Below are 25155 nucleotides of genomic sequence, written 5' to 3'. Positions count from 1 at the left end.
CTATATCATTTTTTTACAATATTATATCTATTAAACAATAGATAATTAAACTCAATACAACTAAAATAAGCCAACCAACAAAACTTTCTTTTTTACTATCAAACATATTCAAAAATCTTAACGAATCTTTAAATATTGAAATAGATAATCTTATAACTACACAAATTGCTAATACAATAAATAACGTTTTAAACATTTCTTCTCCTTTTAAAATGGTTATTTTAATCACTATTAACTAATTTGATGATAATCTCTCCAATCAAAATTATCCCCGTCTTTTTTAAGCCACCAATAGTCTTCATGTGAACAACCATGACATTTTTTACATATCTCCCAAGGGTCATAGAAATCTAATCCAAGACCTTCCAAGATACTATTCAATCCATGTCTCTCTTCTGGCATAACTCTATCCCCTATAAAATCTCTTATATTTTTATCATTAGGCCGATAATCTAGTCTCAAATCTGTGTAATCATATAACAGTGGTGGCAAATAATTTATATTATCTACTGTATCATACAATTTAAAACTAAATTTATCTTTGTCTTCATCATAAATAAAATCGCCTATAGAAATATCTTTAAACATTAGTATATATTTGTCTAACATAATTTAACCTCTCTTTAATTAAAATATATAATTTGAAATATCATTTTTTCTAAAATTGAAAGATATTTAGACATACTATCCACATTATCTTTCTTCATTTTTGCTCCTATTAGCATCATAAAATTTAAGTTGCATTTCCTTAAGAGCTTTAGCCACTTTTAAGCGTCTAATGACCTGTTCTTTTTCTGGTGATTCAATATCTAAATAATTATAATTATCTTTATTACTAGATATAATATTTTCAAATAAATCCAAATTACTTTCGACATACATGATAAAACACTTTTTTTCATAATTATTTTCAAATAAAAGGACTACTTCCATAAATTTTTTATAGGCATAAACTGCTTCATAGCTGTCCATGTTAATAAGATATCTATGTAAATCATATGAAATATCGTCTTTTACAAAATATTTAAAGAAATCGGTATTACGATGATATTTATCTTGACTTATAGTTCCCCACTCTGGTATTACTGTAATATATCTACCGCCATCCAGTGATACAGTTTGATTATCATATAATTTTGTTCCAAAGTAATTAACACTAATAGTTCCATAGATTACATTAGTATCTGTCATATTATAAGCATAGAATTCCGATGAACATCTACAGTTATCATCAATATTCCTCACCAGAGTATATTCGGGATTTTGTATGTAATAGCTAAAATTTTCTGTAACTTTCCATTTATTCTTTTTTGATAGAATATATCTTAATTTTTCAAATGGTGTCAAGTGAATACCAAATCTCTTTTTCCATAAATATTCAACATGATTACTGTCAGCACTTTTATCTATATCTGTATTAGTGTCTCCAACGCGTGTGTAAATATAATTTGCTCTGACAGTACGATTATTATCTTTATAGTCCTTTGTAAGATAATAAGGCGTTTCTAAGGTGTTGTAGACAATTAGGACATCAACAGAATGTTGATATATATTCAAAGTTACTAGATTAATTTTAGGTCTAGTATCATTAGAAAATGACTTACTTTTCAAAAAATCAATAATGTTTTGCTGGTTTTTTTTAAGTTCATCTTTTTCAACACCAATTATATTAAATGTTTTATCCTGTATACCAAAAATAATATAACCATCATGATTACTTCTGTTGTTTGCCATGCAAATAATATCATGTAATAAATCTGCTTTATTCTTATGATAACACTGCTTGAAGTCCCAATAATCATCTTCTCTTTGACTGTCAACAAGAGATATAATTTCATCTTCTAAATCTGCTATGTTCATTAAATCACGTCCTTTTCTCATAGTATAAAGATAATTATAACATTCATTTTAATCAATAAAAAAGACGTTTCTATCTTCCAGAAGAAAAATAGCAAACGCCTATATAAATTTATAAAATAAAAATCATTTCACGATAAATGTGATAACTGTTCATTATTCAGATTTTACTTGATTTATACAGTCCTCTCCTAGAATTAAAAATTCCATAAATCTTTATTTTTTTCTTTGTAGTCATCTAAACTTTCAAAATATTGCTCTAAAGGTTTATAATATTCATTATGACAACCTTTTAAAGCCTGTCTATAATCATCTACAGTATTACTCGATATTATAATCAATTTCAAATTATTCTCAAGTATTTGTTTAAGTAATATAAATCTTCCTATTCTTCCATTACCATCTTGAAAAGGATGAATGATTTCAAATCTATAATGAAATTCTGCTAAGTCTTTTAATGTAATATCTTTTAAATTATTATACCACTCAATAAGTTCTAACATCTTTGGTTCCACTTCAAATGGTTGGGCTAATACACTATTAGTTCCTATTATTCTATTTGGTATTTTTTTGTATATACCAGATAGCCCCATATTATGAATATTTGAATTATACATAAGTTGACCATGTAAATCTTTTATGTACTTTTCAGTTAAGTATTCACCCAATGTATCTATTACAGTTTCAAATACATAGCTTGAATTTACTGTTGTTATAACATCATCTAAAGTATGGTCACCTTTTACAATGTTGTATTCAATTAAATCCTGTAAACTTTCACTTGTGAATGTACTTCCTTCTATTTTATTTGAATGAAATAAAAAATTATGTCTTAAGTCTTTATATAAAGAGTTTGGTATGTTTTTAGTATATTTTAATTTTTCTATAAATTTATTTTCAATCAATATATTCATCTCCATTTTTAAATTTATTTTATATTACTAATATTAACAAAATGTATTATCTTTTACACTATCTTTTGAACTTTATTTGTTAGTAATGATAATTAATTGAGAAAAGAATGTTATCATAATTCTCTTCTCAATTATTTAGTTATATTGTAAAACCTTTAAATTTACCAGCTTTAATAATGAATGACAATCCCATTGTATGCCATCTAAAAGCATCATATAGACTTATAGTATGTATATCTTTTATATAATATATCATAATAATCTCCAATCATTATTCTTATATATTTTTAACTTTTTGAAACATATATATTTCATTACTTAAATCATAATTAGGTTCCCAATTTTCTATGAATTTAATTGCATTGTCATAGTTCTTTTTAGCAGTGTTTTTATAGCTATTAACACCAAATTTTTTTCTATAATCTTTCCATAGTGAAAAGTATACTCTTTTTCTTAATTTAGCATCTTCATAAGCTGAAAAATTTAAACATTGATATACTTGTATTATCTTTCTATTTACCAAACTTCTAATAGTTTCTTGTTGATTGTAGTCTATAGTAGAAAAATCATATAGGACATTAACTTTTTCTTCTAACTCCTGTTGACCAGACTCAAGTTCTGCCTGTCTTTGTTCTAGTTTGATTATAACTTTTAACTCTGGAGATAAGTTTTCAAAAGGGTCATTTAACTTTTTTTTCATACTAAAATATTCATCCATTATTTTATCATGAATCTCCCAAGCTAAATCAGTATCCATTATCTTAATTAGTTTTGAGTAACCTCTTTCAGATAATAGAAATATATTATCAGCTTGAGTTATAGACTGTTTGGCATAACCTAACTCTATCAACGTATCCGTTTCAAGGATACGTTTAATATCTATATAATCTATGTCTTCTTTAAATCTTTTTATATTATCTTTTATCCTCTCTCTTATCTTAAAATTAGGCTGATTATGTATTTCTGATATAGTCTTATCCGTCATACATTTTTTATCTTTACCAAAACCACCTTCTATAACTGGTATTTCTAAATTCATAAACTTTTGTTTTCCTTTGATTTTTAATTCATTCACTTTTTCCATCTCCCTTTTTAAATTATTAAATGTAGTTATTATAAGTTTTCAAATAGTAACTACATTTTTTATGTTAAATTACAATCTAATTAAAAATTGACATAATAACTTTGTATTGACTAAATGAATTCCTTTTTACATTCAGTAGACATTGTTATGTCTAGTAACGTTCTCACTTCTTGTCATTATTTACTATATTCTTCAAAATATCTAAATTATCATATATATATCTAATACCATTTAAAAATTGAGTTTGTTGTTTTATATATCTTCTTATATCTCTACTCTTTGGATATTTGACCAATAAGTCCTTAAATTTTTCAATCATTTCACTTCTTGCATCAATATCATTTTCTATATATTCTAATTGACTTAATATAGATAACTTATCATTATTATTCATTTGTGCCACCTCCAGTTGACAAGGAATAATAATATTCTATATAAGTATTAACACAATTATTTAAATCAACTTCACTATTTAATATTAAATACCAGTCACCCATACAAGAAGGATAAAAGCAATATTTATTATCCTGTTTTATATAAACAATTGAACTTCCATCACTTAAAAATATTTTAATGTTTCCATTGTTATTCAACTTATTAACCACATATATATTATTTGAGTGACTTACATTGCTTGATAACTCCTTATAAGTTGCAACTGCGTTATCTAAATCTTCTTTATTGTCAAAGCTATAGTTCCAGTCACCTAAACATGCAGGATAAAAGTTATAAACTTGCTCTTTAGTATCATATAAAACTATACTTTCATCTTCTAAAACTTCTACAATTCTATCTGTATAATCTACATAAAAATTATCTAATTCGGCAGCCTTAACTTTTGTTACTCCTGTAACTCCTACAATAATTAAACCTAACAACATTCCCATAACTGTATTTTTAAATTTCATTTTTATACCCTCCTAGTTTATAATTATGACTTCGTACAAGCCTATATAAGCTGTTTGAAAATCATCTTAATGTATTTATACCTTTTGATTTTTATAATCTTTAAAACCTCTTTATCAAATCACTATCATTATCATTTGAATTATAATAATATAGCTATAATAATAGCGATTTGATAACTCATATATCCTATTAAAAATATAATTTTAATTTCTTTTTTCCTTAAATTTTCTATTTACATAACTTTCAATATCAAATATGTCTTTAGAATATTCATCAAGATATTTTCTATTTGTTTCTATTCTGAATTTGTTGTCTTCGTAGTTGTTACTTCCACAAATGAACAACTCATCATTCTTACCCACCCAAGTATAAAAGGAATACCAATCACCACAGAATGATTTTTCAAAATTAAAATTTTCGTTTATTAATAACTTTCCTCTAAAATCGTGTATCATTTTAATTACCTCCAAGTAATAATTATTTTTAGTTTTTATCATTTTATTATCATTATCAATAAATGTATAGTATTATTGTTCAATAATAGTAAATTGATAAATTATATATTTTTTAAAATTAATATTTGACTGACTATATCCTATTTTATCTTCTAAAAAATACAGATACAAAAGAATATACTATATTCACAAAACCATCATCCAACAAATCAATTAACCTTTTCAGTTCATCTCTCATATTACCCTCCTAATGAGTCCAAGTATATACATCTTCCATACTTTCTATTCCATCTATCATGGCATGGATTTCATTAAACTTAACAATAGGTATATCCTCCCATTTCTCAACATTGTATATTGAAAATAATCTCGTAACTACAGTTCTATAGTCATAATTGTAAGCATTTACATTATATCCTTTTAATTCTGATAATCTTATTTTTAGCAATGTTGATAATGTTCTTATATTTTTAGTCTTCAAACCTACCATATCTTTCATTTCTTGGAATTGTCTATCTTGTCTCTCATATTTCATATCTAATTTATTTTCTATTTGATTAAATCTAGTGTCTATCTTTTTATCATTTTCTATTGATAATTGTTCAAATCCTGCCAACATACCATTTAACATTACTGGCATTAATACGTCTTTTATGTTATTAGTATTAATACTAAATGAACCATGTTTACGGATATTTGGTAATACCTCATCAGTAACCCAATCTTGAAATTTTTCAGCTTCTTTTTTTTTGGATTTAAAAATCAGTCTGTAAACCCCGCTTTCAGTGAGAAAATTTTCTCCTGCATTATTTAGTTTTCGGATGTCGGTTAAACCGATATCTGAATTAGTTAACTTTACAACCTGTTTTTTGTTCATTTTAGATATACTATCATTTACATTCTTAATTCCTAAACATTCTGCCACATGTTTCGGATTAAATAAAATCTTCCCATCAAGTTCAAATATTTCTACCTCTTTACCTTCAAATACCATTAAATTATTCATATTTTTCCTCCTATAAATTAATTATTTTTACTTAAATTACTTAAAATTCTTTATATTGAATTTTATTTTCATTATCTAAATACATCATATTATTAATATTTTGTATTAATTGCTGTCTTAATTCTTCTCCTTTTAAAGCCCAATCTAATCCGATTAAATTTCCTAGTCTAGTACTTAAAGAATTATAAGCCCCTGCTTCTCCTATTGTTTCACCTTCTAAAAGGTCACATATATTTATTAAATCTGTTGCCGTCATATATTCAGAATAATTTATCATTTCATTACCCTCCTATTTTATTTACAATCAATCGTTTCCTCTATTTCTTTTAAGTTCACAGAAGAGATAAAAGATAGAATTTTCTTCCTATTTAATCTATCAGTTTCAATTATATAATTTTCAAGTTGATGTAAAATTTTAATACTACTTTCTAACAATGATGATATTTCTAAAAAACATATATCATTAGATTTTGCTATATCTGTATAATAATCAAACTCTTCTTTTAACTCTTCAAATTTATCCTTGTACCCCTCTGTATCTTGATGTATTTCTATCCAGTTGTATAAATCATCATCAATTTTATCTCTTAAATCTTCTAATTTTGTAATATAAATCCCTAGACTTGAAATGTATTTCATAATTATTCCCCCCTTATAATTTATTAGCTTGTTTCAATAATTCTAATTGATTGCTGTTTCCATACTTTGAAACAATACTTTCTGTATTGCTCCAATAGCTACTATCTAAATCCTTTTTAAACAATGATTTTATCTTAATTATTAATTTTCTCATGATTTATTCCCCTTTCAATTTTTTATTGGAGTGGCGTTTTTAAAGAACGCCCTAAAACTTTTAATTTAGTTATTTGATGATAGTATTAGTAGAATTTAAATCTTTTCTATACTTGTCATAGTCAAAATATCTTTCAAGTACTTCTTTAGCTAAATATTTAATATTTTCTGATTCTCCAATGTAAAGTTTAGCAAATTCAATAGTATCCATATTGTTATAGTATTCTATTTCATCTCCATCTATATAGTCATCAATTATCCTGCTTTTGTAAGGTTCTAAATCTCTTGCAAAAGCTTCTAAATCAAAATAACAATAAAGGTTTTTCATTTTTATAGTCCTCCTTTTTTATTTGTTCTGTCCGAATGATTTATTAAAAATTTTTATTTGTTTTGATATTTTTATTATAATACATTCTGTCCGAATGAGTCAAGTGTTTTTTTGAGTAGATTTTACATCTACTCAGTTATTTTTTCTATTATTATTTTTTCACCATCAAAAGTCAATGTAACTTCCCTATCTAATTTAGTTATATCCATTTGTTTAACCCAATTAGTAGGAATTGTTATTCTATTTGTGACTGAGCCTTTACTTGCAGTTCCTCCACTTGTAGTAAATAATACTTTTGCTTTTCTCTGCTCATACATTCGTTATACCTCCAATGATATTATTGTTTAATAATACCATACTAAAGAGTTATAGAAAAGACACTCAATAATTCAAGTGTCTTTTTATGTATTACTTATTTAACCGATTTAAGTTTTTTTAATTCTTTTAAGTCATTTAGATTACATGTCGTTGTGACTTGTACATCTCCTAAATCTTCTCTTATTTCTGTTATATTTTCAGCCGTTGCAATAGCTTGATTATATAAAATATCTTGTTTTTTTTCCATACTGTCAAGCTTATTTTCTATACTATCAAATCGCTTGTCCATGTTATCAAGTCTGTTGTTGGCTTCAACCTGTCCAATTTTTAAATCATTGATGTCCTGTTTCATTTCAGTAATATTATTGTTCATTTTCTGTAATAGTTCTAATATTTTTTCATCCATCACGACCACGCTCCTTTTATTATTATATCATAATTTAAGTGTTGTATTCTAACACTTACTAAAATAATCTAATAAATAGTTTAAATTATACTAGTAAATATTAGATAGTTTATAACCATGTAGGTGTCAAGCAGTACAAACTATAATTTTAATGCTCAATCTTTAGTGCTTTTTATAACGCAGTACCTCACAACTGCTATGTCATATTAAATTGTATTGAGTGCCATTAGAGAAGCAACTAAGTTGATACCTCAATTTTTTATAGGCTTTAATTGGAAACCTTTATTAATTTACTTATTTAATATTATTTATAGCTAGAGTTTTAAGAAGGTTCTTTGCCTGTTACTTCTTTGAGAGGTGGTTCAGTGTTTTCTTGTTCTCCTTTGCTATGATTTAATTATAAAACAAATTGTTTTGAATGTCAATATAAAATATAAAAAAACAAAACAAAATGTTTTAAATAATACTATATATAAAACATACCGTTTTGAATACAATTGTAATTAAATTTATAATATGTTATATTTAGAATTAAGAGGTGATTTAATGAATAGATTGAGAGAGCTAAGAAAAGAAAAAGGATATTCAACTCAACAAGTGGGAGAACTATTAGGCGTACATTATGTAACAATACAAAACTATGAAACAAACAGAAGAAAAATTGACAATGAGACACTTGTAAAATTATCTAATATATACAATGTAAGTATAGATTATATATTATGTCTTACAGACAATAGAGAGAATATACAACTAGAAGAAGAAGAAAAACAACTATTAAATAATTATAGAGAGTTAGACAACAAGAGTAAAACGATAGTTCAAGAACAAATAAACACATTAAAGAAACTACTTTAAGCTAGAGTATATATGTCTAGCTTATTTTTTATATAAACATAAAGCAACCGTATTGAAACATACTTAGAATGGATTTAAATGGCTTGTACAATATGTTGTTGTAATAAAATAGACTAGCTATAATCTAGTCTATTTTTTATGTGGTTCTAATAATTCATTTGCGTCTATATCTAAGTAATATAATATTTGTTCTAGTTCTTCAACTGAAAAATCTCTATGCCCATTTTCCTTATAAGCATATGCCCTTATGCTCATACCCATCTTAGTACTTAATGTTTGTTGAGTATAACCCTTTTGTTCTCTTAACTCTTTTAACTTATTAAGCTTCATTATATCACCTCTTGTAATTCTAATATTGGGTGTGTTACAATATACCTATAATATACTATTTACAGGTATATTGTAGCTTGTTATTAGTTATTAATCATATCTATTAATATGTATAACAAGCCTATAAATGAGATTAAAGCAAAAAGTATTTGTTCGGCTGATTTAATCATCTGAACTACGAGCTTTTCAAGTTGGTGGCACAACTCGATTAGCTCTTTTATTTTGTCTTTGGTTATCATTTAAGACACCCCCCAATATTAAATTGTATAAGGTAGTGTTAAGTACTACCTTAATTAGATTATACTGCCATAAGTAAAAAAATACAAGTAAATTATTACTTGTTATTCAAATCCTTTAAGTTCAAGAAGTTCCTTCCAATTATTTATAATTATACTTTCTAAAATAGATAACTTATTATTAAATTTATTTGTATTACTCTCCATTTTTAATATAGCCGTTTCAACTGATTTCATACTAATGTTATCATCTGAATTACTAGCACTTTGAACAAGTTTCAATAAGTCAATTTGATTTATTATTTTATTTTGATTACTTTTTAATTCAATAATATCCGTACTTATTTTATTTTGTGAGGTTTTAATTTCTTTAATATCAGTTTTTAATTCTTCTAATAAATTGATTATACAAGTATCCATACTTAGACCTCTTTTCTATATGTTTTATTGATATCTTAATATTATAACATGGATTCCTGTGGATAACTTATACAAAAAAAGAACTACTATATGTCAAGTAGTTCATTTGGTTCTATATCTAAATAGTTACATATTTTTTCAAGTTCACTTACTGTAAATTGATTTTCTCCTTTTTCTTTTCTGTGATAATTTCTTAAAGATATGTCTAACATTCTAGCAATATCCTCTTGAGAATATTTTTTTTCTTTTCTTATATCAATTAATTTTTCTAATTTCATGTTATCACCTCATTAGTATTATAACAAAAAGGAGTTACTTAATGTATAAGTAACTCAATAAAGATATTAAAGATAAACAATATACATTGCTTTAAGTGCAAAATATAAGAAGAACAATAAACCTAGTATCCTTACTATTTGCAACGTAGTTTTAACATGTTGGCTCATGTCATCACCTCATTTACTTTTAATATTAGGTGTGTTACAATATACCTATAAAAATGTATCTATATAGGTATATTGTATTGGTTATTAATTTTTAACTATGTACATAAGTATTAATAGCCAACCGATACAAGAACATAAAGAAATCAAAATATGTTCAAGTGATTTAAAAACTTGGACAAGGAGCTTTTCAAGTTGTGCTACCAACTCGATTAGCTCTTTTATTTTGTCTTTAGTTATTCTCATAACGTCACCCCCTAATATTAAATTGTATAGATAAGATTTAACTCTTACCTTAATTACATTATACACAAAAATGACTTATATGTCAAGTCTTATATGTCAATAAAGCCATGACTAAAATTTCGGCAAAATATTGCGATATAAAAATAGACTAGATATGTTATAACCTAGTCTATTGAGTGTTAAACTATACATTTTTTCTATCTAACAAACTTAATATTTCCTCGTCACTTAAATTCAATACGTCAAATATCTTTTCTAAATCTCCAATGTAAAAAGGTCTTTGTCCATTCTCCTTACTTGAATAACTTCTATAAGACATATCAATATAAGTAGATAATTGTTGTTGTGTTAGTCCCCTTTCAAGTCTATATTGTTTCAATAAATCTAGTTTCATTAATTAATATTCACCTCCTAAAACAATCGTTTAATGTTTATTATTAATGCAATAATAACTATTAAACAACCAATACCGTACAATATACATGTTCTCGTATCTCTTTTCATAACCTGTTTAAATGTGTTATAATATATAGTAGACGTATCACCCATACAAGAGGTTGCACCCTCCTGTATAGGCTTATTGTTTTACTTATTAATAAAACAATAGATAGTTATTAGAGAGCTTATTACACTCACTATGTTAAAGGTTATGATAAGAACATTCTTTAACAATAAAACTTTGTTGATACGTCTACTATGCTTACCCACATTATTGTACCTCCTTTCTGTTAAATTTTGGTACAAGTTTATTATATCATTAACCACTACAATATTACAAGTATAAATGTGAAGATTTTAGTATATATTATTTATATATTTGTTTAAATGCTGTTGTATCAATGGTTGTAAGTTACAAAGTCTAATTGGTGTTGAATGATGCTGAATGATGCTGAATGATGCTGAATGATGTATGTAAGACTTTATAACCCATAATAAAAAAATTTATTCTATAGCAAAACGATATTTTATATAGACATCAACAACTAAAAATTGAAATGCAGTAATTACAACAGGTTTGTAGCTTAAGAATTATAATGACTGACGCTTTACTGACAAAATGGAAAGTAAAGTTCTTGTGAGTATTGGAAATACTAGGTTTTAGAAAAATGGCATAAAATACTTATTTTTATGTCCTTTTTTACTGACAAAAACATAGATTTTTAAAATAAGATAAAAGTAATACTTTTATTAATTAAATAAAGTAAATAGAGTATTTTACATATTAAAATAAATAAAAATGAAGTAGGGGGTATTTTATGGAAAGTGGCTTGTTTGTCAATAGGATTTTGTGTGTAGTCCTTTCATTTCCACATTTCAAAAAAATTGCAGACGGATTTACAGACGAAATAGCTCTGTATTTTCCTCATAAAACAAATATTTATCTAAAGATATTTCTTAGATTTTTACTCTTAAATTACATTCTCAACAAGGAAAATATAAAATAAAAGTGTATGTATTGATTACATAAAAATAACTAATACATATAAAAATATTAAATACAAAAAATAACTTGAAATATAGGAAGATTTATTAAATTAGAATTAAAATGTCGTCTGTAAGAAAATAAGTTTCAATATTTTACTTAAAATTAAAATTGACATCTAAAAAAACATAAATAGTATAGTTAAAGAAATTGATTTATTGATTTGGAAATAGTTGATAGATAATTTAAATATTAACTAAAAATTTTTAATAATAAATTATTAGTTTAAATTTAAATTATATATAGTTCTAATTTAGTGCTAATTTTAACTAATAACTAAAAAATGTCATTTTATAGTTGAATTTTTGTGCAAATTTAATGTAATTATCAAGTTTTTATATGGTATAATATATTTAGCAAATATTTACTTAGGAGGAATGAAAATGGAAGAAAATTACCAAGTTATAGGCTTAGATATAGGAAGAGGATACGTAAAAGGATATAGTAAGTACAATGGAATGGTTAAAGAATGTTTATTCAAATCAGTATTTGGTGATGGAAGAAACATAGATTTTGAGAAATATGAAAATCCAATATACATAGATTTTGAAAGTGTAAGTTACTTTGTTGGTTCATTAGCAGAAAAAGAAAGTATAACACCTATAAGAAATTCTGATGATTCTAAAGTATCTTTTACAATGAGAATATTAGTTGCTGCTGCTCTTAATGAAATAGCTGTAGCTGATGAAGTAAAATTAATGATGGGCGTTCCATATAAATCATTTAGGAAAACAACATTAAAAGAAGTTGTAGACACATATAAAGGTAAAACATTTAAAGTAAAAGATAAAATAAAAGGTGGACATAAAGAAATAAAAATATCTGATATATCAATTTTTAGAGAAGGAGACGCTGCATTATTTCATACATTAGAAGGAAAAGTAAATGAAGATAAAGCGGTTGGCATGGTTTCAATAGGTTTTAGAAGTACTGAGATGTCTTTCTTTGAAAAAGGTTTTGTATTTAATGATAAACTATCAGACACATTAGAGGCTGGAAATCAGGATGCATTAACAATGGTTCAAAAGCAACTAAAAGATAGAGGAATAATAAGAGAGCTTAATGAGATAGATAGTTCTAATGATTATGATGAACTTAAAAAGGTTGCCTATATTATGGCATCTGAAAGTACAGCTCAAAGAATAGCTTCTAAGTGGAAAAATATAGACGAAATGGATGTGTATGTAAGTGGAGGTACTGCATTACATATGACATTTGATAATAGATTCAAAGTTTCTAAAGATGCTCAAATGGCTACAGCTAAAGGACTATTTGAAGTAGGTATGGAACAATTCTAGGAGTGATATTATATGAAAAAATCATCTAGTTTTTATTTAGAAGAAGATATATTTGATGAAATAGAAAAATACCAGAGTGATAAAAATATAAGTAGTAGAAATACAGCTTTGGAAAGAATAATATTAGAGTGGAAGAATCTTCAAGAAGAAAATAAATTATTAAAACAATGTTTAGGTAATGGTGTATATACAATAAATAAAGAAACAACTGTTACTGAAGAGAAAAAAGATATAAAAAAAGAAAATCCTATTATTAAAAATATATTTAATAACATGCCAGATTAAATGAAAATATCTACTCAAGAAAATTTGGGTAGATATTTAAAAAAACTATTGAGAACAAAGAAGGTATATGTTATACTTAAAACATGGATAGAACATAGAGGGTAATGAAATTTCTGAAGCAACTTGTTGCGAAGAACAATTGCAAGATGTTTTTTATCTTGCGATTGGGCTATCACTTTTATAATATCTTTTTTTAAGAAACATTGTTTTTAGTATAGGAAAAATAGGCTTTTTAAAGTGTAGGTAGCACTTTTGTTAAAAAAAATGAAAGGAGGTAGTATTTATAATAAGTGGAAATGAATTTATAAAAGACATTATTGTTACAGATAAGAGAACTGGAGAAGTAGTAGAACATCGAGGGATGAAAAGAGGAGAAGTACTTGAAATTGGTAAGAGAAAAAGAAGTTTTTCACCAGAACAAAAAGCTATCATGAATAGTAAAAAGGAGTTACCATATCATAATTTTAAGTTAGGAGGTTTTGTATTTTGTGCTTATGTAAAAAATGAATTATTATTTAATGAAGTAAATATAAGCAGAGCTAATATAAGTAGACTAATATATCTTGCAACATATTTAAACTATAATACAGGAGAAGAAAACTTATTGGTTAAATATTCTCAATTTAAAGAAATAATTCCTATAGATAGGAAAAATATGAAAGAAATATTAAGCCTTAAGGATAGAGCATTTAGAGATTTCTTAATAGATGTAAAGAAAAGTGAATTGTTATATGAATTTAGTAATAAGTTTTATATAAATCCAAAGTATTTTACAAAAGGAATTTCTAAATTTGAAAATAAAGAGTATACAAGAATCTATATAAACACAAGTAGATTTCTCTATGAACATTGTACACCAAGACAACATAAACAATTAAGCTATATATATCAACTCATACCATATATACATTTCGAGAGTAATATCTTATGTTTAAATCCTTACGAATCAGATATTTCAAAAATAAAGAAAATTAGTTTGAATAAAATTTGTGAGTTATTAAATATTGATTCTTCAAAGCAATACATGATTAAATTTAAAAAAGAATTACTTAAATTTTATATAGAAGTAAATGGAGATAAATATTATTTTTTTAAATATGTAATTGTTGAAAACTCTTATGAGAATACTGATTATTTTATTATAAATCCTTATGTAATTTGGAGAGGTAATAATTTAAGTGAAGTAAAGAAAACAATTAATTTATGTTTTTTTTAATTTATACCTAGTTAGGTCAGTCTCAGAATAAGAGGTAATGAACTCTAAAAAATAGCAAAAAACGTTTAAAAATAGGTAAAAAATAAAATTTAGGGGTGGCGTAAAAAGTTTACTTTTGGGCAAAAAAGTGGCGTAAAAAGTTTACACCTTGAATATAAAATTAAATTTTATTTAGATAAAAATAGGAAAGAGGTGTTTAAGATTAAAACAGATTTTAGTGTTGATGTTAGACGAAAACCTTTAGGTGGAACAATAAGATTTCATGGAAATAGTACAATAGAAATTATATCTGATAAACAAGTAATGAGATTTGAGGAAAATGGAAATGTATATTATAACAATAAGAAAATAGGTACAGATGAAGAATTATTTAAGTGTGTACAGATATTTTTCAAACCAATCTTAAAATTAGAAAATTTATAAATGATATATAATCACTTGGGCATATCAATAATAACAAATCTATAAATTCAAGTCAAAGAAAGCAAATCTTTGCAAATCAAGTTTAAAATTAAAGAAGGAGAATTATGAGCGGAAAAATAGAACTAATATATTTAGAGGATTTAAAGAAATCAGAAGAGACAAATTTACATAAAGATGATAAGTATGAAAAAGAAATAGATATGTATATGGAGATGAGTGAAAGATCTTCATATGAAATAGTAAATAGAAGGCATGAGGAGGATTCTAAGGATAAAATATGGGATTATGATGATACAAACTATGATGATGGGTTACAAGGAAAGGAGATATAATATTGATATATAATAATAACAATTTTTATGAAAGCATAAATGGTAAATATGCGCAAGATTACATAAAGAATTTAGATTACAGTGTAGATAATTGTTCAGATAGAATTAAATATGTGGAAGAACGATTAGGAACTAAATGTACATGGTTTGAGGAAAAGGAGAAAAGTTATAGCAATAAATATTATAATTCTGTTACAAAAAGAAACGAGACTGTTGTTACAAGAGTAAATTATCAAGAGAAAAGACAATTCGGTGATAAATTTTGGGAAGAAATATTTAAACAAACTTCAGATAGTCCACTAGATAAAGATGGAATATATTATGTGGATGATAATGGTAAAGAGGTTATAATGGGGCATAAAAATTTTATTAAGTGGTGTGAGTCAAGAGGGGTGAATCCAAATGAATATATGGGTGTAGTTAATCCCTTTAGTAATAGTGATGGTACATGGGATTATACTCATCAAGATACATCAAAAATAAAATTGATGTTAAATAAAAATGATAGTACATATTCAACTTCTAATATAGCTAAGACATTAGAAATACTAGCTAGTTATATATTAGCTGTAGATGATAAACAAAAAGAAACTAAAATAAAAATATATAACTCAAAAGAACTATTTCAAAGAGCATGTCAAGAAGAAGCCTTTCTAAATAAAGTAGCTACAGTCAATGGAGGAAACATCAATTCAAAAACTTCTAATAAAGATGGATTTAAAGAAGACACTTCATTTGCATTCTTTCAATTACCTAATAATTATAAAAAAGTAAAAGATATAAAAGTCAAACCTAAAGATATTAAAAAATACCCAATTATAAAAACATATTCAGAGACTTATGAATGCTATAAAGCTAAATATAAAGAGCTAGGGAGCAAACAATTAAATAAAGAAGAATTGAAACTTAAAAGAGTAATTAGAAAGAATTTAAAATTATTTAAAAATGATATGGTAGATGCTAAAAGTTTAATAGAAATGTCTATTGTTTGGAAAGCACCATTAGCTGATTCAGGAAGCCCTGACTGGGATTATCTGGATATGTTTGATAAGTTGCATGTAAGAGAACTTTTAAGAGTTCAAAAAGGAAATGATTTACAAGATGATTTATCATGTATTGTTATGGATTTAAATAATATCATAGCTAAAACAGAGTTTACAACGGTACAAAGAGATATATTAGATTTATATAGAAAAGATAAGTCATTAGACTATATTTCAGATTTAATGAATATAACACCTCAAGCAGTTAATGGCCAAATAAATAAAATAGTAAGTAAAATAATTGATACATATGAGAAAAATTATGAAGATAATTATTATTATATATCTGTTTGCAAAGGCAAATATAAAAAATGTAGTAGATGCGAAGAGATAAAACTAATATCAAAATTTGATAAGAATGGAAAAAAGGGATATCGCTCAAATTGCAAAGAGTGTAACTAAGTGGTGGGGAAAAGTGCTTTAAAAAAGGACTGCTTAAAACATATTAATAATGTAAGGGGATAAAAATAAAACCTCTTATTATCAAATGAAAATTATATGAGAAAAGGGAGATTGAAAAATATGAAAACTAAAGAATTTATAAAAATAGTAGCAGAGGGATTGGATATATCACAGGTAAAAGCGAGAGAAATACTGGATGTGATTGAAGAAAAAAGAAACGAAGTATTAAAAAATGGTGATGAATTAACTCTAATGGGGGTTAAGTATCTAACTAAGGTACAAAAAGGTAGAGAGGGTGAAATAACTCTTGAAGATGGAACTAAAAAGCCTTGGAAGACTGAGGACAAAAGAGTTCCTAAAGTAAAAGCAGCTAAATCTTTAAAAGATGCAATAAAATAATACATTAGACAAATATATTATTCACGAGATGGATAATTGTAATAAAATTTGTGGGATAATTATCCATCATTTCAGAGTTGGAAGAAAGCACATGTCGTGAGATAGCAGTAAGTCTTTCTTCCTTTTAAATAAATACTAAAAGGGAGATTTGATAAAATGAATGGTGAAAAACTTATAGAAAATAAAGAATTAAGAGATAGAAATATAGATAGAGTAGATGTATTGGAACATGTGAAAGAGATATTGACTTTAGCAAATACAGATTTTAGTACAGTAGAACTTGTTTCTGAGTATTATGAAGTAGATAGAGATACAATAAAAAAACTTATACAGAGAAATAGAATTGAATTAGAATTAGATGGTCTTAAGTTATATAAATATAATGATATAGCTGAAGTACTTGAAAACACTAAAAAGGGACTGGATGTCACTTTTAAAATTCCTCCAAGAGGTCTGATATTAATACCTAAAAGAGCTATTCTTAGAATAGGCATGTTACTTAGAGATTCAGAAGTTGCTAAAGAAATCAGAACTAGATTACTAGATATTGTACACGATGCAGAAGAACAAACTGAAATTGTAAATGATGTAATAGAAGAAATTAGAACTGAACAAAATATAAAAGAAGATATGCTTGAAGCGATAATTTCTGGCGACCATAATAAATTATCTGTACTACAGACTGAGTTAATAGGGTTGAAAAATAAAAGAATATCTCATTTAGAAGATGTTATAACTAATTCAGTCACTATAACAGAAAGTAAAGCTATTATTAATAAATGTGTTAGGACAATAGCAGTTAAAAAGTTTAGTTGTATGTTTGGTAAAGCATGGGATGAATTTTATAGATTCATTAACTATAAACTTGGCATTAATGTTAGAAATCGAAAAGGTAAAGGATTAGCTAGATTTTCATATGAAGAAATCTTGAAGATGGAGAAGATAGCTAAAAGTTGGTTAGAGGAAAATGATATAGATTTTAAACTCATAATATAATTTCTGGAAGTGAAGCACTTGCAGATAAAGATATTAATACATTCCTAGTAGAGTTATAGTTTTTTCATCCTACCTAAACTATAACTCTACAAAATAAAAAAATAAGGGAGATAATATATGAAAAATAATAAAGGAACAGTCTTAGAAAAATGTGAGATAGTAAAAGAAGAAGATGGAACAGTGAAGATTGTAGAGCATTTAAAAGATGGAGACCACGAGGTATTACTTAGTGATATTTTAGATAAATATGCTGGTAATACAGATTTAAATATAACGATAAGATTAAGTGAAACAATAGTCTAAGATTAAGTTCTTAGACTATTTATTTTTTACTTAATATATTGATAATGATATTTGTTTGATAATATAATGGAGATATTTTATTAAGAGCTGAGTTAATTTTATAAAGTAAACTTAATTCAGCTCTTAATTGAACTGAATCTCCCTATTAGCCACTAGGGTTGGTTCTCTAGTGGTCTTTTTTATGGTGGTGATAATATGTGGCAGTAAATAAGAAAAAATGTTCTTGTTGTAAACAAGAGAAATATGAAGAGAGATACTTTTGGAAAAGTTATAGTGATATATATTTAGATAATGGTAGATTACCTGTGTGCAAGGATTGTTTCAAAGAAATGTTTAATAGATTAAATGAAAAATACAATAGTAGTTTAAAGGCCTTAAAACATCTTTGTTTCAATTTTGATATTTATTTTGACGATAACTTGGCTGAAGAATCTATGCGAAAGAAATGTGAAGATTCTATTGATGAATATATGAAAATTGTTAATAGAAATTCAAAATATAGAGGCAAAACTTCTTTTGATAACTCTATTGAAGATAAACTTGATATAGAGGTTGAACTAAAAGAAGTAAAGATAAGTAATGATATGATTGAAAGATGGGGAGCAGGGTTAAGAAAAGAAGATTATATGTTTTTAGAAAATAAATTTAATGAATTTTCTATTGCATATCAATGTAAAAGACCTGCTGAAAAAATGTTGTTAGAGCAAATTTCTAAATGTTTATTAAAGAGTGATGAAGCACTAAGAAATGGTGACGCTACAGGATTTGAGAAAATGAATACCTTAATATCAAAACTTATGAATGATGCAAATATAAAACCTATTCAAGAAGCAAGTTTAGCAGAAAATGAAACTATTACATGGGGTACATGGATTGATAAAATAGAGAATTATAGACCAATAGGAGAGCCTTCAGAGCAATTTAAAGATGTAGATAAAATAAAAACATATATTAATAAGTGGTTTATAGGACAAATGAGAAAAGTATTTCAGTTAGCTAGTGAGGATAATCCAAATGATAACTAAAACTAGAAAATTAAATAACAATGAGATTAATTCAGATAAAACTAAAGCTTTTGAAGAAGGTGTAATTGAATGGACTAAGTTTTATAGAGAAAATCCTCACAGATTTTGTATAGATTATTTTGGCCTTAATTTATATTTGGTTCAAAGTATTTTAATATATATGTTTGATAAGGTTAACTATGCAATGCTTATATGTGCCAGAGGATTTGCAAAGAGCTGGATTGCTGCTGTATATGCATGTTGTAGAGCTGTTTTATATCCAAATTCTAAAATTGGTATAGCTGCATTTACTAAATCACAAGCAGAACTTATTATAAGAGAAAAGATAGAAAAAGAATTAGTAAAACAATCTCCTATGTTAGCTAGAGAGATTAAAAAGATAGAATATAATAACAAATTTTCTAAGGTGACATTTCATAATGGAAGCACTATAGAAGCTATAGTCTCAAATGAACAGTCAAGAGGTTTTCGTTTTAATATTCTTATTGTAGATGAGTTTAGATTAGTAAAAAAAGAAATACAAGATAGGATTCTTAAGCCATTTCTAAATGTAAGTAGAAATCTAAAGTTTAAAAAAGATGGAAAATATGAAGATTACCCTCCAGAACCTAATAAAGAATTGTATCTAAGTAGTGCATGGTTTAGGATGCATGAAGCATATGACAAATTTAAATTGTATGTTAAAGATATGATAGATGGTAGAGATAAATTTGTACTTAATTGTAATTATAAACTTTCTCTTCATCATGGAATACTGGATAAAGAAAGAGCAGATGAAATGAAAAGAGAAATGGATGCTGTTTCTTGGATTATGGAGATGGAATCACTTTTCTTTGGAGAGAATGAAGATGCAATATTTAAGTCATCTTATGTAAATCCATGTAGGACATTAAAAAATCCATTTTATCCTCCAACAGATTTAGAAGTATTATCGGCTAAAAATGGAAAAGTAAAGTGTAATCTACAAAAAAGAAAAGGTGAACTAAGGATAATTTCTGCTGACATTGCTATTGCAGAAGGAGAAAATAATGATAACTCAGTATATACATGCTGGAGGTTATTGCCCGAGAAAGATTATTATGAAAGAATGGTTGTTCATATAGAATCTCATAATGGTATGAAGCCAGATAAACAAGCAATAAAATTAAAGCAATTGTTCTTTGATTTTGAAGCAGATTTCTTAGTTATAGATACTCAAGGAGTAGGACAAAGTGTTTTATCTGATTTACTTAGGGTTAATTATGATGATGCTAGAAATAAAGAATATAATGCATTTTCTCACGCTAATACAAATCATTTACATAATAATTTTACTACAAAAGAGAATTATCCAGTTATATTTGAGATTAAAGCATATGGACAAATAAATCATGATTGTATAATTGGTTTACTTGATGTTTTCCTAAAAAATAGAATAAAATTACCTATAAATGATGTAGAAGCAAATGATATGTTAAGTAGTACAGCTGGATATGCAAAGAAAAATTATACAGACCAAGCAAGAATGATATTACCATATAAACAAACTACGCTACTTGTAAACGAATTAATTAACTTAGAAACTGTTAAAAATGATGGTCAAAAGTGGCTTAAAGTTAAAGAAAAGGGAAAAGCAAGGAAAGATAGATATTCTTCCTTAGCATATGGAAATTATCTAGCAAATTTACTAGATGGAGAATTAAAAAAGAGAAATAGCAAAGAAAGTGGACAAATAATTTCATTCTGGTCAGGAGGTGGAAACCATAATAGAACTCAAAGGAGATAAAAAAGATTATACTTTAGACCAAATAAAGTACTTAAATGAACAATTAAGACAAAGAAATTATGCAATGATAGAAAACACTATAAATCTGTCAAATGAAATGTATAAGATAAGAAATATAAGTAGAGACCAAGTAAGAAAAGCTATGACAGACCCTTACAAAAACGTAGAATTACTACAAAAGGTAAGTCTTTTACTTAAAGAAACATCTGGTACATATAAAAGAATTCTAAATATGATTTCAACCATGAATACATTTGACCATTATATAATACCAGCAAATATTTCTAAATTCAAAGATAAAGATGAGTATATCAACTCTTTTTTTAAATCCGCTACATTTCTAAAAAAATATCAACTTAAACATATTTGTCCTTGGATAACTGAAAAAGTATTAGAACAAGGAGAAGTATATCTATATAAAATTGAAGATTCAAAATGCATAATGATGCAACAAATACCAGCTTCTTATTGTACAATAACATCCAAAGTAAATGGGGTATTAAGGTATGGAATTGATTTAAGAAAAATAAATAGGAAGACTTTATCAGCATTTCCAATAGAAGTTCAAGAAGCATATAAAAAATTAAGAGATGGAAAATTGAAGAATGAAGACTTAATAGAAAATAAGTACTATGAATTAAGTGATAATGCTGTAGCGTTTAATATAGACATTGATTCAACAAAAGGAATACCATTTTTTAGCTTTTTATTTGATGATATTTTGGAACTTGAAGATATGAAAGATTTAAAGGGTTCTAACGCTATTATTGAAAGTATTAAGTTAATACATGGGAAAGTTCCTTATGGTAAAAATGATGAGCCATTAGTTGCATTTGATTTATTAAGTGCTTACTACAATGATATAAAATCTAATTTACCAGCAGGGACATCTGTAGCAGTAACTCCACTAGATATGGAAGGGATTAATCTAAGTGATGGAAAATCAAAGATTAATGATTATGTTAAAGAAGCAAAAGAATTTATATTTGATAATGCTGGAATCAATACAGCACTTTTTAACTCAGATAAAATAAATACAGAATCAATTGCAGATGGTGTTATAGCAGATAGTTTAATACCAATGAGGATTCAAAATGAAATAGAGATATGGATAAATTATGAATTAAATAAAAAGAACCCATCTAAAGCATTTCAACTTTACTTTGTTGGTACAACTCATTTTAACCAATCTAAGATATCACAACAACTTAGAGAAAATATAAATAGTGTAGGAGATAGTAGACTAGTATATTTAGCTAGTACTGGAAAAGAGCCAATTGAAATTGCTAATTTATATAAGGCAGAACAATTAATGGAAATAGATGATTTATTGCCAGTAAAACAGGCTTCATATACATTTTCAAATACTGACGCTGGAAGACCTACTAATGAAGATAAGGGTGATGGTGATACAAATGGAAACAAAGCAGATAGAAAAGATGAGAATAAATAACAAAAGGTTTATTATTGCATTTACAAGTGATAAAAAAGACGAATTAATGAAAAAAGGATTTACTTTTATTAATGAAAATAAATATGGTAAAGAATCATTTTATTTATTTGAAAATAAGCCTACTGAAATACTTAATTTTAGTAAGGCAGATTTTAAAGATATAAGTTTTAGTGATGTAATGTTTATTTAAGGAGGTGAGAGGTTGAAAGTAGTTAGTATTCCATGTGGATTTGAGACATTTTCTAATGAAGAAGATGATAGAAAATTAAATGTAAAATTAAAGATTTTACATGAAGGTAAAAATTTAAATAAAACTAAGTTTGATTTATCAACTATAAATAATGCAGAATCAACTTTATCAGATATACCAATACTTGGATATATAAAATATGATGAAGAAGAAAATGCAGTAGATTTTGATGAACATAATATGATAACTAAAGTTGTAAAGAATGATGAGGGTTATTCTATAGAGTATAAATTCTTAGAAAGACCGCTTGGTGTGATTCCAAACCATACTGAAATAACTTATACAGAAGAAGATGGAAAAACATATCTAAATTGTACAGGGCTTATATGGAAACACTATTCAAATTCAGCATATCAATTATTGACAGAGTCAAAATCAAAAAGTGTAAGTATGGAAATAGCAGTTGAAGATGGAGAGGTTGATAAGGCTGATGGATATTATAATATTAAAAAATTTAGTTTTTTAGGAATTACTATTTTAGGAGATGATGTTGCTCCTGGAATTGAAGGTGCATCTATAAATACATATAGTAATTTTTCAAAATATAAAAAAGCAATTTATGATATTTGCAAAGAAATGTATTCATTTAAAGGGAAGGAGGAAAATTTATTGGATAAAAAGAAAAATGATTTATTATCAATAGAAGATATAGATATTTCTATTAATAGTCAATTAAAAAATAAAATGGTTGAGGTTGAAGACCCTTATTGGGGAGGTAAATACACAACTAGAGAATATTATTTAAGAACTATTTTACCAGAAGAAAAAATAGCTATATTAGAAGACAATATAAATTATTGTAACTATTATGGTATACCATATTCTATAGATGGTGATGATGTTGTTTTAGATTATGAAAAAAGAAAATCATATATAGAAGAATGGAGAGAGAAAAAAGAAGGAGAAGTTATAGAAACTTTTTCTAAAGATGATACTTTAAAAGAATTAGTACTTGAAAAATTTAATGAAAAAGAAACTGAGATAAAAAATCTGACTGAAGAGTTGGAAGGTTTAAGAAAGTTCAAGGCTGACAAAGAAATGGAAGAATATAAAGCAGAAGTTTCTAGTGTTATCTCAGAATTTAGTTCGTTAACAGAAGATGAAGTTAAGACTTTTAAAGAATCTGCTATAAATAAAGATATATCTTTAGAGGATTTAAGAAAAGAATTAAGTTTACTTGATTATGCTAAGTTAAAAGAAAACACAAAGAAATTTAGTACAAAAGATAAGAAAGAAGAAATTCTTGAGGAAGCAAAAATAAATTATTCATCTACATTGGAAGATGAAAATAAAAATACAAAATCATATGAACAAATATTAAAAAAACACTCAAATAAGTAGTGTTTATTTTTTATAAAAAATAGAAAAGGAGATATAAAAATGGCAGATAAAGCGATATTAAATTGTGATATAGATAAATATCCAGATGTTGTAACAGCAAAAAATGGAAGTGATGTACTAGAAAATGGTGCAATAGTTGCATTAGGCGGTTTAGTCGATTCACAGCTAGGAAACGATTGCTATAAAATAGAAAAATTAACAGAAGGATGTAGATTTGGAATTTTAGACAGTGTTGCACTTCAATATGATGAAAGATTAGATGAAAGAGATTATGAATTAAAAGCAAGTGAAATAGATAGAGTTAGATTACCTCATAAGGGATTATGTATGACTTTAGCTAAAAAACATTTTGATGGTGTAGTAGCTGTTGGAGATGAATTAGAACTTAAGGCAGATACATATAAATTGACAAAAAAAACTACAGGTTCAGTAGTTGCAAGAGTTGAGGAATTGTATAACTTTAATGGACAAGAGTCCGTATATGTATCTTTTATGTAATAACAAATAGATGAACTGGAAACAGTTCTTTTTTTATGCAA

Annotated in this window: 37 protein-coding genes; 16 read left to right on the top strand and 21 right to left on the bottom strand. The window is 26.0% G+C overall.

Annotation, left to right across the window (positions count from 1 at the left end):
• Positions 1-13 precede the first annotated feature (13 nt).
• The 15 genes from KGF52_RS00785 to KGF52_RS00715 all read right to left on the bottom strand — a co-directional run bounded on the left by KGF52_RS00785 (position 14) and on the right by KGF52_RS00715 (position 8069).
• Positions 14-196: a hypothetical protein gene (locus KGF52_RS00785; protein WP_227838784.1), complete on the bottom strand. Its 183-nt coding sequence runs from the start codon at positions 194-196 to the stop codon at positions 14-16.
• 35 nt (positions 197-231) lie between these two features.
• The gene (locus KGF52_RS00780; RefSeq protein WP_227825745.1) at positions 232-609 is read right to left on the bottom strand and encodes a hypothetical protein; all 378 of its coding nucleotides are present in this window, start codon (positions 607-609) and stop codon (positions 232-234) included.
• A gap of 84 nt (positions 610-693) precedes the next feature.
• Positions 694-1860: an ATP-binding protein gene (locus tag KGF52_RS00775; RefSeq protein WP_227838783.1), complete on the bottom strand. Its 1167-nt coding sequence runs from the start codon at positions 1858-1860 to the stop codon at positions 694-696.
• Between the two features lie 194 nt (positions 1861-2054).
• On the bottom strand, positions 2055-2762 hold the full coding sequence (locus KGF52_RS00770) for a Fic family protein (protein ID WP_255646279.1): 708 nt from the start codon (positions 2760-2762) through the stop codon (positions 2055-2057).
• A gap of 286 nt (positions 2763-3048) precedes the next feature.
• On the bottom strand, positions 3049-3846 hold the full coding sequence (locus tag KGF52_RS00765) for an ORF6C domain-containing protein (protein ID WP_227838782.1): 798 nt from the start codon (positions 3844-3846) through the stop codon (positions 3049-3051).
• Positions 3847-4018: 172 nt separating this feature from the next.
• Complete coding sequence (locus KGF52_RS00760) at positions 4019-4249, bottom strand: hypothetical protein (protein ID WP_227825748.1); 231 nt, start codon at positions 4247-4249, stop codon at positions 4019-4021.
• Positions 4242-4763: a hypothetical protein gene (locus KGF52_RS00755; protein WP_227825749.1), complete on the bottom strand. Its 522-nt coding sequence runs from the start codon at positions 4761-4763 to the stop codon at positions 4242-4244. Before KGF52_RS00755 ends, KGF52_RS00760 begins: the two co-directional genes overlap by 8 nt.
• 204 nt (positions 4764-4967) lie before the next feature.
• A complete protein-coding gene (locus tag KGF52_RS00750) occupies positions 4968-5219 on the bottom strand; it encodes a hypothetical protein (protein WP_108840886.1) in 252 nt (83 codons plus the stop codon).
• Positions 5220-5466: 247 nt separating this feature from the next.
• On the bottom strand, positions 5467-6225 hold the full coding sequence (locus KGF52_RS00745) for a BRO family protein (protein ID WP_227838781.1): 759 nt from the start codon (positions 6223-6225) through the stop codon (positions 5467-5469).
• A gap of 40 nt (positions 6226-6265) precedes the next feature.
• A complete protein-coding gene (locus KGF52_RS00740; RefSeq protein ID WP_227838780.1) occupies positions 6266-6502 on the bottom strand; it encodes a hypothetical protein in 237 nt (78 codons plus the stop codon).
• 17 nt (positions 6503-6519) lie between these two features.
• On the bottom strand, positions 6520-6864 hold the full coding sequence (locus tag KGF52_RS00735; RefSeq protein ID WP_042741460.1) for a hypothetical protein: 345 nt from the start codon (positions 6862-6864) through the stop codon (positions 6520-6522).
• Positions 6865-6877: 13 nt separating this feature from the next.
• Positions 6878-7018, bottom strand: coding sequence for a hypothetical protein (locus tag KGF52_RS00730; RefSeq protein ID WP_227838779.1), 141 nt, complete (start codon positions 7016-7018; stop codon positions 6878-6880).
• 69 nt (positions 7019-7087) lie between these two features.
• Positions 7088-7345, bottom strand: coding sequence for a hypothetical protein (locus tag KGF52_RS00725; RefSeq protein ID WP_227825752.1), 258 nt, complete (start codon positions 7343-7345; stop codon positions 7088-7090).
• A 128-nt stretch (positions 7346-7473) separates the two neighbouring features.
• Entirely contained in the window at positions 7474-7662 is a 189-nt protein-coding gene (locus KGF52_RS00720; RefSeq protein ID WP_021373142.1) for an AbrB/MazE/SpoVT family DNA-binding domain-containing protein, read from the bottom strand.
• Positions 7663-7757: 95 nt separating this feature from the next.
• A complete protein-coding gene (locus KGF52_RS00715; RefSeq protein ID WP_227838778.1) occupies positions 7758-8069 on the bottom strand; it encodes a hypothetical protein in 312 nt (103 codons plus the stop codon).
• A 546-nt stretch (positions 8070-8615) separates the two neighbouring features.
• Between KGF52_RS00715 and KGF52_RS00710 the strand changes: the two genes are divergently transcribed.
• A complete protein-coding gene (locus KGF52_RS00710; RefSeq protein WP_227825754.1) occupies positions 8616-8927 on the top strand; it encodes a helix-turn-helix domain-containing protein in 312 nt (103 codons plus the stop codon).
• Positions 8928-9056: 129 nt separating this feature from the next.
• On the opposite strand, the gene KGF52_RS00705 is transcribed toward KGF52_RS00710, so the two are convergent.
• The 6 genes from KGF52_RS00705 to KGF52_RS00680 all read right to left on the bottom strand — a co-directional run bounded on the left by KGF52_RS00705 (position 9057) and on the right by KGF52_RS00680 (position 10996).
• Entirely contained in the window at positions 9057-9257 is a 201-nt protein-coding gene (locus KGF52_RS00705; RefSeq protein WP_227829011.1) for a helix-turn-helix domain-containing protein, read from the bottom strand.
• 83 nt (positions 9258-9340) lie between these two features.
• Positions 9341-9496, bottom strand: a complete 156-nt coding sequence (locus KGF52_RS00700) for a hypothetical protein (protein ID WP_021373112.1) — start codon at positions 9494-9496, stop codon at positions 9341-9343.
• Between the two features lie 102 nt (positions 9497-9598).
• Complete coding sequence (locus KGF52_RS00695; protein WP_022620713.1) at positions 9599-9913, bottom strand: hypothetical protein; 315 nt, start codon at positions 9911-9913, stop codon at positions 9599-9601.
• Between the two features lie 86 nt (positions 9914-9999).
• Positions 10000-10191 carry a helix-turn-helix domain-containing protein gene (locus KGF52_RS00690; protein WP_074145571.1) on the bottom strand — a complete coding sequence of 64 codons (192 nt, stop codon included), beginning with the start codon at positions 10189-10191 and terminating at the stop codon, positions 10000-10002.
• A 252-nt stretch (positions 10192-10443) separates the two neighbouring features.
• A complete protein-coding gene (locus tag KGF52_RS00685; protein WP_227829009.1) occupies positions 10444-10602 on the bottom strand; it encodes a hypothetical protein in 159 nt (52 codons plus the stop codon).
• Positions 10603-10786: 184 nt separating this feature from the next.
• Positions 10787-10996 carry a helix-turn-helix transcriptional regulator gene (locus tag KGF52_RS00680; RefSeq protein WP_022620716.1) on the bottom strand — a complete coding sequence of 70 codons (210 nt, stop codon included), beginning with the start codon at positions 10994-10996 and terminating at the stop codon, positions 10787-10789.
• Between the two features lie 1472 nt (positions 10997-12468).
• Between KGF52_RS00680 and KGF52_RS00675 the strand changes: the two genes are divergently transcribed.
• From KGF52_RS00675 to KGF52_RS00605, 15 genes are all read left to right on the top strand, one after another.
• A complete protein-coding gene (locus KGF52_RS00675; RefSeq protein ID WP_227829008.1) occupies positions 12469-13383 on the top strand; it encodes a ParM/StbA family protein in 915 nt (304 codons plus the stop codon).
• Between the two features lie 12 nt (positions 13384-13395).
• A complete protein-coding gene (locus KGF52_RS00670; protein ID WP_227829007.1) occupies positions 13396-13668 on the top strand; it encodes a hypothetical protein in 273 nt (90 codons plus the stop codon).
• A gap of 361 nt (positions 13669-14029) precedes the next feature.
• A complete protein-coding gene (locus KGF52_RS00665) occupies positions 14030-14884 on the top strand; it encodes a hypothetical protein (protein WP_227829006.1) in 855 nt (284 codons plus the stop codon).
• Between the two features lie 192 nt (positions 14885-15076).
• Positions 15077-15307, top strand: a complete 231-nt coding sequence (locus tag KGF52_RS00660) for a hypothetical protein (protein ID WP_227829005.1) — start codon at positions 15077-15079, stop codon at positions 15305-15307.
• 104 nt (positions 15308-15411) lie between these two features.
• Positions 15412-15639, top strand: coding sequence for a hypothetical protein (locus KGF52_RS00655; protein ID WP_227829004.1), 228 nt, complete (start codon positions 15412-15414; stop codon positions 15637-15639).
• 2 nt (positions 15640-15641) lie between these two features.
• A complete protein-coding gene (locus tag KGF52_RS00650; protein WP_227838777.1) occupies positions 15642-17084 on the top strand; it encodes a hypothetical protein in 1443 nt (480 codons plus the stop codon).
• A 120-nt stretch (positions 17085-17204) separates the two neighbouring features.
• On the top strand, positions 17205-17483 hold the full coding sequence (locus tag KGF52_RS00645; RefSeq protein ID WP_227838776.1) for an HU family DNA-binding protein: 279 nt from the start codon (positions 17205-17207) through the stop codon (positions 17481-17483).
• 156 nt (positions 17484-17639) lie between these two features.
• Positions 17640-18479: a hypothetical protein gene (locus KGF52_RS00640; protein ID WP_227838775.1), complete on the top strand. Its 840-nt coding sequence runs from the start codon at positions 17640-17642 to the stop codon at positions 18477-18479.
• 117 nt (positions 18480-18596) lie between these two features.
• The gene (locus tag KGF52_RS00635) at positions 18597-18782 is read left to right on the top strand and encodes a hypothetical protein (RefSeq protein ID WP_227838774.1); all 186 of its coding nucleotides are present in this window, start codon (positions 18597-18599) and stop codon (positions 18780-18782) included.
• A 197-nt stretch (positions 18783-18979) separates the two neighbouring features.
• Positions 18980-19807: a hypothetical protein gene (locus KGF52_RS00630; RefSeq protein ID WP_227828998.1), complete on the top strand. Its 828-nt coding sequence runs from the start codon at positions 18980-18982 to the stop codon at positions 19805-19807.
• Positions 19797-21572: a terminase large subunit gene (locus tag KGF52_RS00625; protein ID WP_227838773.1), complete on the top strand. Its 1776-nt coding sequence runs from the start codon at positions 19797-19799 to the stop codon at positions 21570-21572. Before KGF52_RS00630 ends, KGF52_RS00625 begins: the two co-directional genes overlap by 11 nt.
• Positions 21541-23025 carry a hypothetical protein gene (locus KGF52_RS00620; protein WP_227838772.1) on the top strand — a complete coding sequence of 495 codons (1485 nt, stop codon included), beginning with the start codon at positions 21541-21543 and terminating at the stop codon, positions 23023-23025. Before KGF52_RS00625 ends, KGF52_RS00620 begins: the two co-directional genes overlap by 32 nt.
• Entirely contained in the window at positions 22988-23215 is a 228-nt protein-coding gene (locus KGF52_RS00615; protein WP_227828995.1) for a hypothetical protein, read from the top strand. The genes KGF52_RS00620 and KGF52_RS00615 overlap by 38 nt, the downstream gene beginning before the upstream one ends.
• Before the next feature lie 12 nt (positions 23216-23227).
• Positions 23228-24616 carry a hypothetical protein gene (locus tag KGF52_RS00610; protein WP_227828994.1) on the top strand — a complete coding sequence of 463 codons (1389 nt, stop codon included), beginning with the start codon at positions 23228-23230 and terminating at the stop codon, positions 24614-24616.
• A gap of 39 nt (positions 24617-24655) precedes the next feature.
• Positions 24656-25114 carry a hypothetical protein gene (locus KGF52_RS00605; protein ID WP_227828993.1) on the top strand — a complete coding sequence of 153 codons (459 nt, stop codon included), beginning with the start codon at positions 24656-24658 and terminating at the stop codon, positions 25112-25114.
• Positions 25115-25155 lie beyond the last annotated feature (41 nt).

It is taken from the genome of Clostridioides sp. ZZV15-6597, from assembly GCF_020657815.1.
Taxonomy (GTDB): domain Bacteria; phylum Bacillota; class Clostridia; order Peptostreptococcales; family Peptostreptococcaceae; genus Clostridioides.
Note: the sequence above shows the minus strand (reverse complement) of the source record. Positions and strands in the feature narration are given on the sequence as shown.

What these genes read in the sequence shown, in the direction of transcription:
- KGF52_RS00655 (WP_227829004.1), top strand. Translation starts at nt 15,412, where the DNA reads ATGAGCGGAAAAATAGAACTAATATATTTAGAGGATTTAAAGAAATCA.
- KGF52_RS00735 (WP_042741460.1), bottom strand. Translation starts at nt 6,864, where the DNA reads ATGAAATACATTTCAAGTCTAGGGATTTATATTACAAAATTAGAAGAT.
- KGF52_RS00635 (WP_227838774.1), top strand. Translation starts at nt 18,597, where the DNA reads ATGAAAAATAATAAAGGAACAGTCTTAGAAAAATGTGAGATAGTAAAA.
- KGF52_RS00780 (WP_227825745.1), bottom strand. Translation starts at nt 609, where the DNA reads ATGTTAGACAAATATATACTAATGTTTAAAGATATTTCTATAGGCGAT.
- KGF52_RS00740 (WP_227838780.1), bottom strand. Translation starts at nt 6,502, where the DNA reads ATGATAAATTATTCTGAATATATGACGGCAACAGATTTAATAAATATA.
- KGF52_RS00760 (WP_227825748.1), bottom strand. Translation starts at nt 4,249, where the DNA reads ATGAATAATAATGATAAGTTATCTATATTAAGTCAATTAGAATATATA.
- KGF52_RS00695 (WP_022620713.1), bottom strand. Translation starts at nt 9,913, where the DNA reads ATGGATACTTGTATAATCAATTTATTAGAAGAATTAAAAACTGATATT.
- KGF52_RS00730 (WP_227838779.1), bottom strand. Translation starts at nt 7,018, where the DNA reads ATGAGAAAATTAATAATTAAGATAAAATCATTGTTTAAAAAGGATTTA.
- KGF52_RS00710 (WP_227825754.1), top strand. Translation starts at nt 8,616, where the DNA reads ATGAATAGATTGAGAGAGCTAAGAAAAGAAAAAGGATATTCAACTCAA.
- KGF52_RS00715 (WP_227838778.1), bottom strand. Translation starts at nt 8,069, where the DNA reads ATGGATGAAAAAATATTAGAACTATTACAGAAAATGAACAATAATATT.
- KGF52_RS00750 (WP_108840886.1), bottom strand. Translation starts at nt 5,219, where the DNA reads ATGATACACGATTTTAGAGGAAAGTTATTAATAAACGAAAATTTTAAT.
- KGF52_RS00685 (WP_227829009.1), bottom strand. Translation starts at nt 10,602, where the DNA reads ATGAGAATAACTAAAGACAAAATAAAAGAGCTAATCGAGTTGGTAGCA.
- KGF52_RS00690 (WP_074145571.1), bottom strand. Translation starts at nt 10,191, where the DNA reads ATGAAATTAGAAAAATTAATTGATATAAGAAAAGAAAAAAAATATTCT.
- KGF52_RS00775 (WP_227838783.1), bottom strand. Translation starts at nt 1,860, where the DNA reads ATGAACATAGCAGATTTAGAAGATGAAATTATATCTCTTGTTGACAGT.
- KGF52_RS00665 (WP_227829006.1), top strand. Translation starts at nt 14,030, where the DNA reads ATGAAAAGAGGAGAAGTACTTGAAATTGGTAAGAGAAAAAGAAGTTTT.
- KGF52_RS00745 (WP_227838781.1), bottom strand. Translation starts at nt 6,225, where the DNA reads ATGAATAATTTAATGGTATTTGAAGGTAAAGAGGTAGAAATATTTGAA.
- KGF52_RS00675 (WP_227829008.1), top strand. Translation starts at nt 12,469, where the DNA reads ATGGAAGAAAATTACCAAGTTATAGGCTTAGATATAGGAAGAGGATAC.
- KGF52_RS00605 (WP_227828993.1), top strand. Translation starts at nt 24,656, where the DNA reads ATGGCAGATAAAGCGATATTAAATTGTGATATAGATAAATATCCAGAT.
- KGF52_RS00700 (WP_021373112.1), bottom strand. Translation starts at nt 9,496, where the DNA reads ATGATAACCAAAGACAAAATAAAAGAGCTAATCGAGTTGTGCCACCAA.
- KGF52_RS00720 (WP_021373142.1), bottom strand. Translation starts at nt 7,662, where the DNA reads ATGTATGAGCAGAGAAAAGCAAAAGTATTATTTACTACAAGTGGAGGA.
- KGF52_RS00645 (WP_227838776.1), top strand. Translation starts at nt 17,205, where the DNA reads ATGAAAACTAAAGAATTTATAAAAATAGTAGCAGAGGGATTGGATATA.
- KGF52_RS00785 (WP_227838784.1), bottom strand. Translation starts at nt 196, where the DNA reads ATGTTTAAAACGTTATTTATTGTATTAGCAATTTGTGTAGTTATAAGA.
- KGF52_RS00615 (WP_227828995.1), top strand. Translation starts at nt 22,988, where the DNA reads ATGGAAACAAAGCAGATAGAAAAGATGAGAATAAATAACAAAAGGTTT.
- KGF52_RS00725 (WP_227825752.1), bottom strand. Translation starts at nt 7,345, where the DNA reads ATGAAAAACCTTTATTGTTATTTTGATTTAGAAGCTTTTGCAAGAGAT.
- KGF52_RS00755 (WP_227825749.1), bottom strand. Translation starts at nt 4,763, where the DNA reads ATGAAATTTAAAAATACAGTTATGGGAATGTTGTTAGGTTTAATTATT.
- KGF52_RS00640 (WP_227838775.1), top strand. Translation starts at nt 17,640, where the DNA reads ATGAATGGTGAAAAACTTATAGAAAATAAAGAATTAAGAGATAGAAAT.
- KGF52_RS00625 (WP_227838773.1), top strand. Translation starts at nt 19,797, where the DNA reads ATGATAACTAAAACTAGAAAATTAAATAACAATGAGATTAATTCAGAT.
- KGF52_RS00670 (WP_227829007.1), top strand. Translation starts at nt 13,396, where the DNA reads ATGAAAAAATCATCTAGTTTTTATTTAGAAGAAGATATATTTGATGAA.
- KGF52_RS00680 (WP_022620716.1), bottom strand. Translation starts at nt 10,996, where the DNA reads ATGAAACTAGATTTATTGAAACAATATAGACTTGAAAGGGGACTAACA.
- KGF52_RS00705 (WP_227829011.1), bottom strand. Translation starts at nt 9,257, where the DNA reads ATGAAGCTTAATAAGTTAAAAGAGTTAAGAGAACAAAAGGGTTATACT.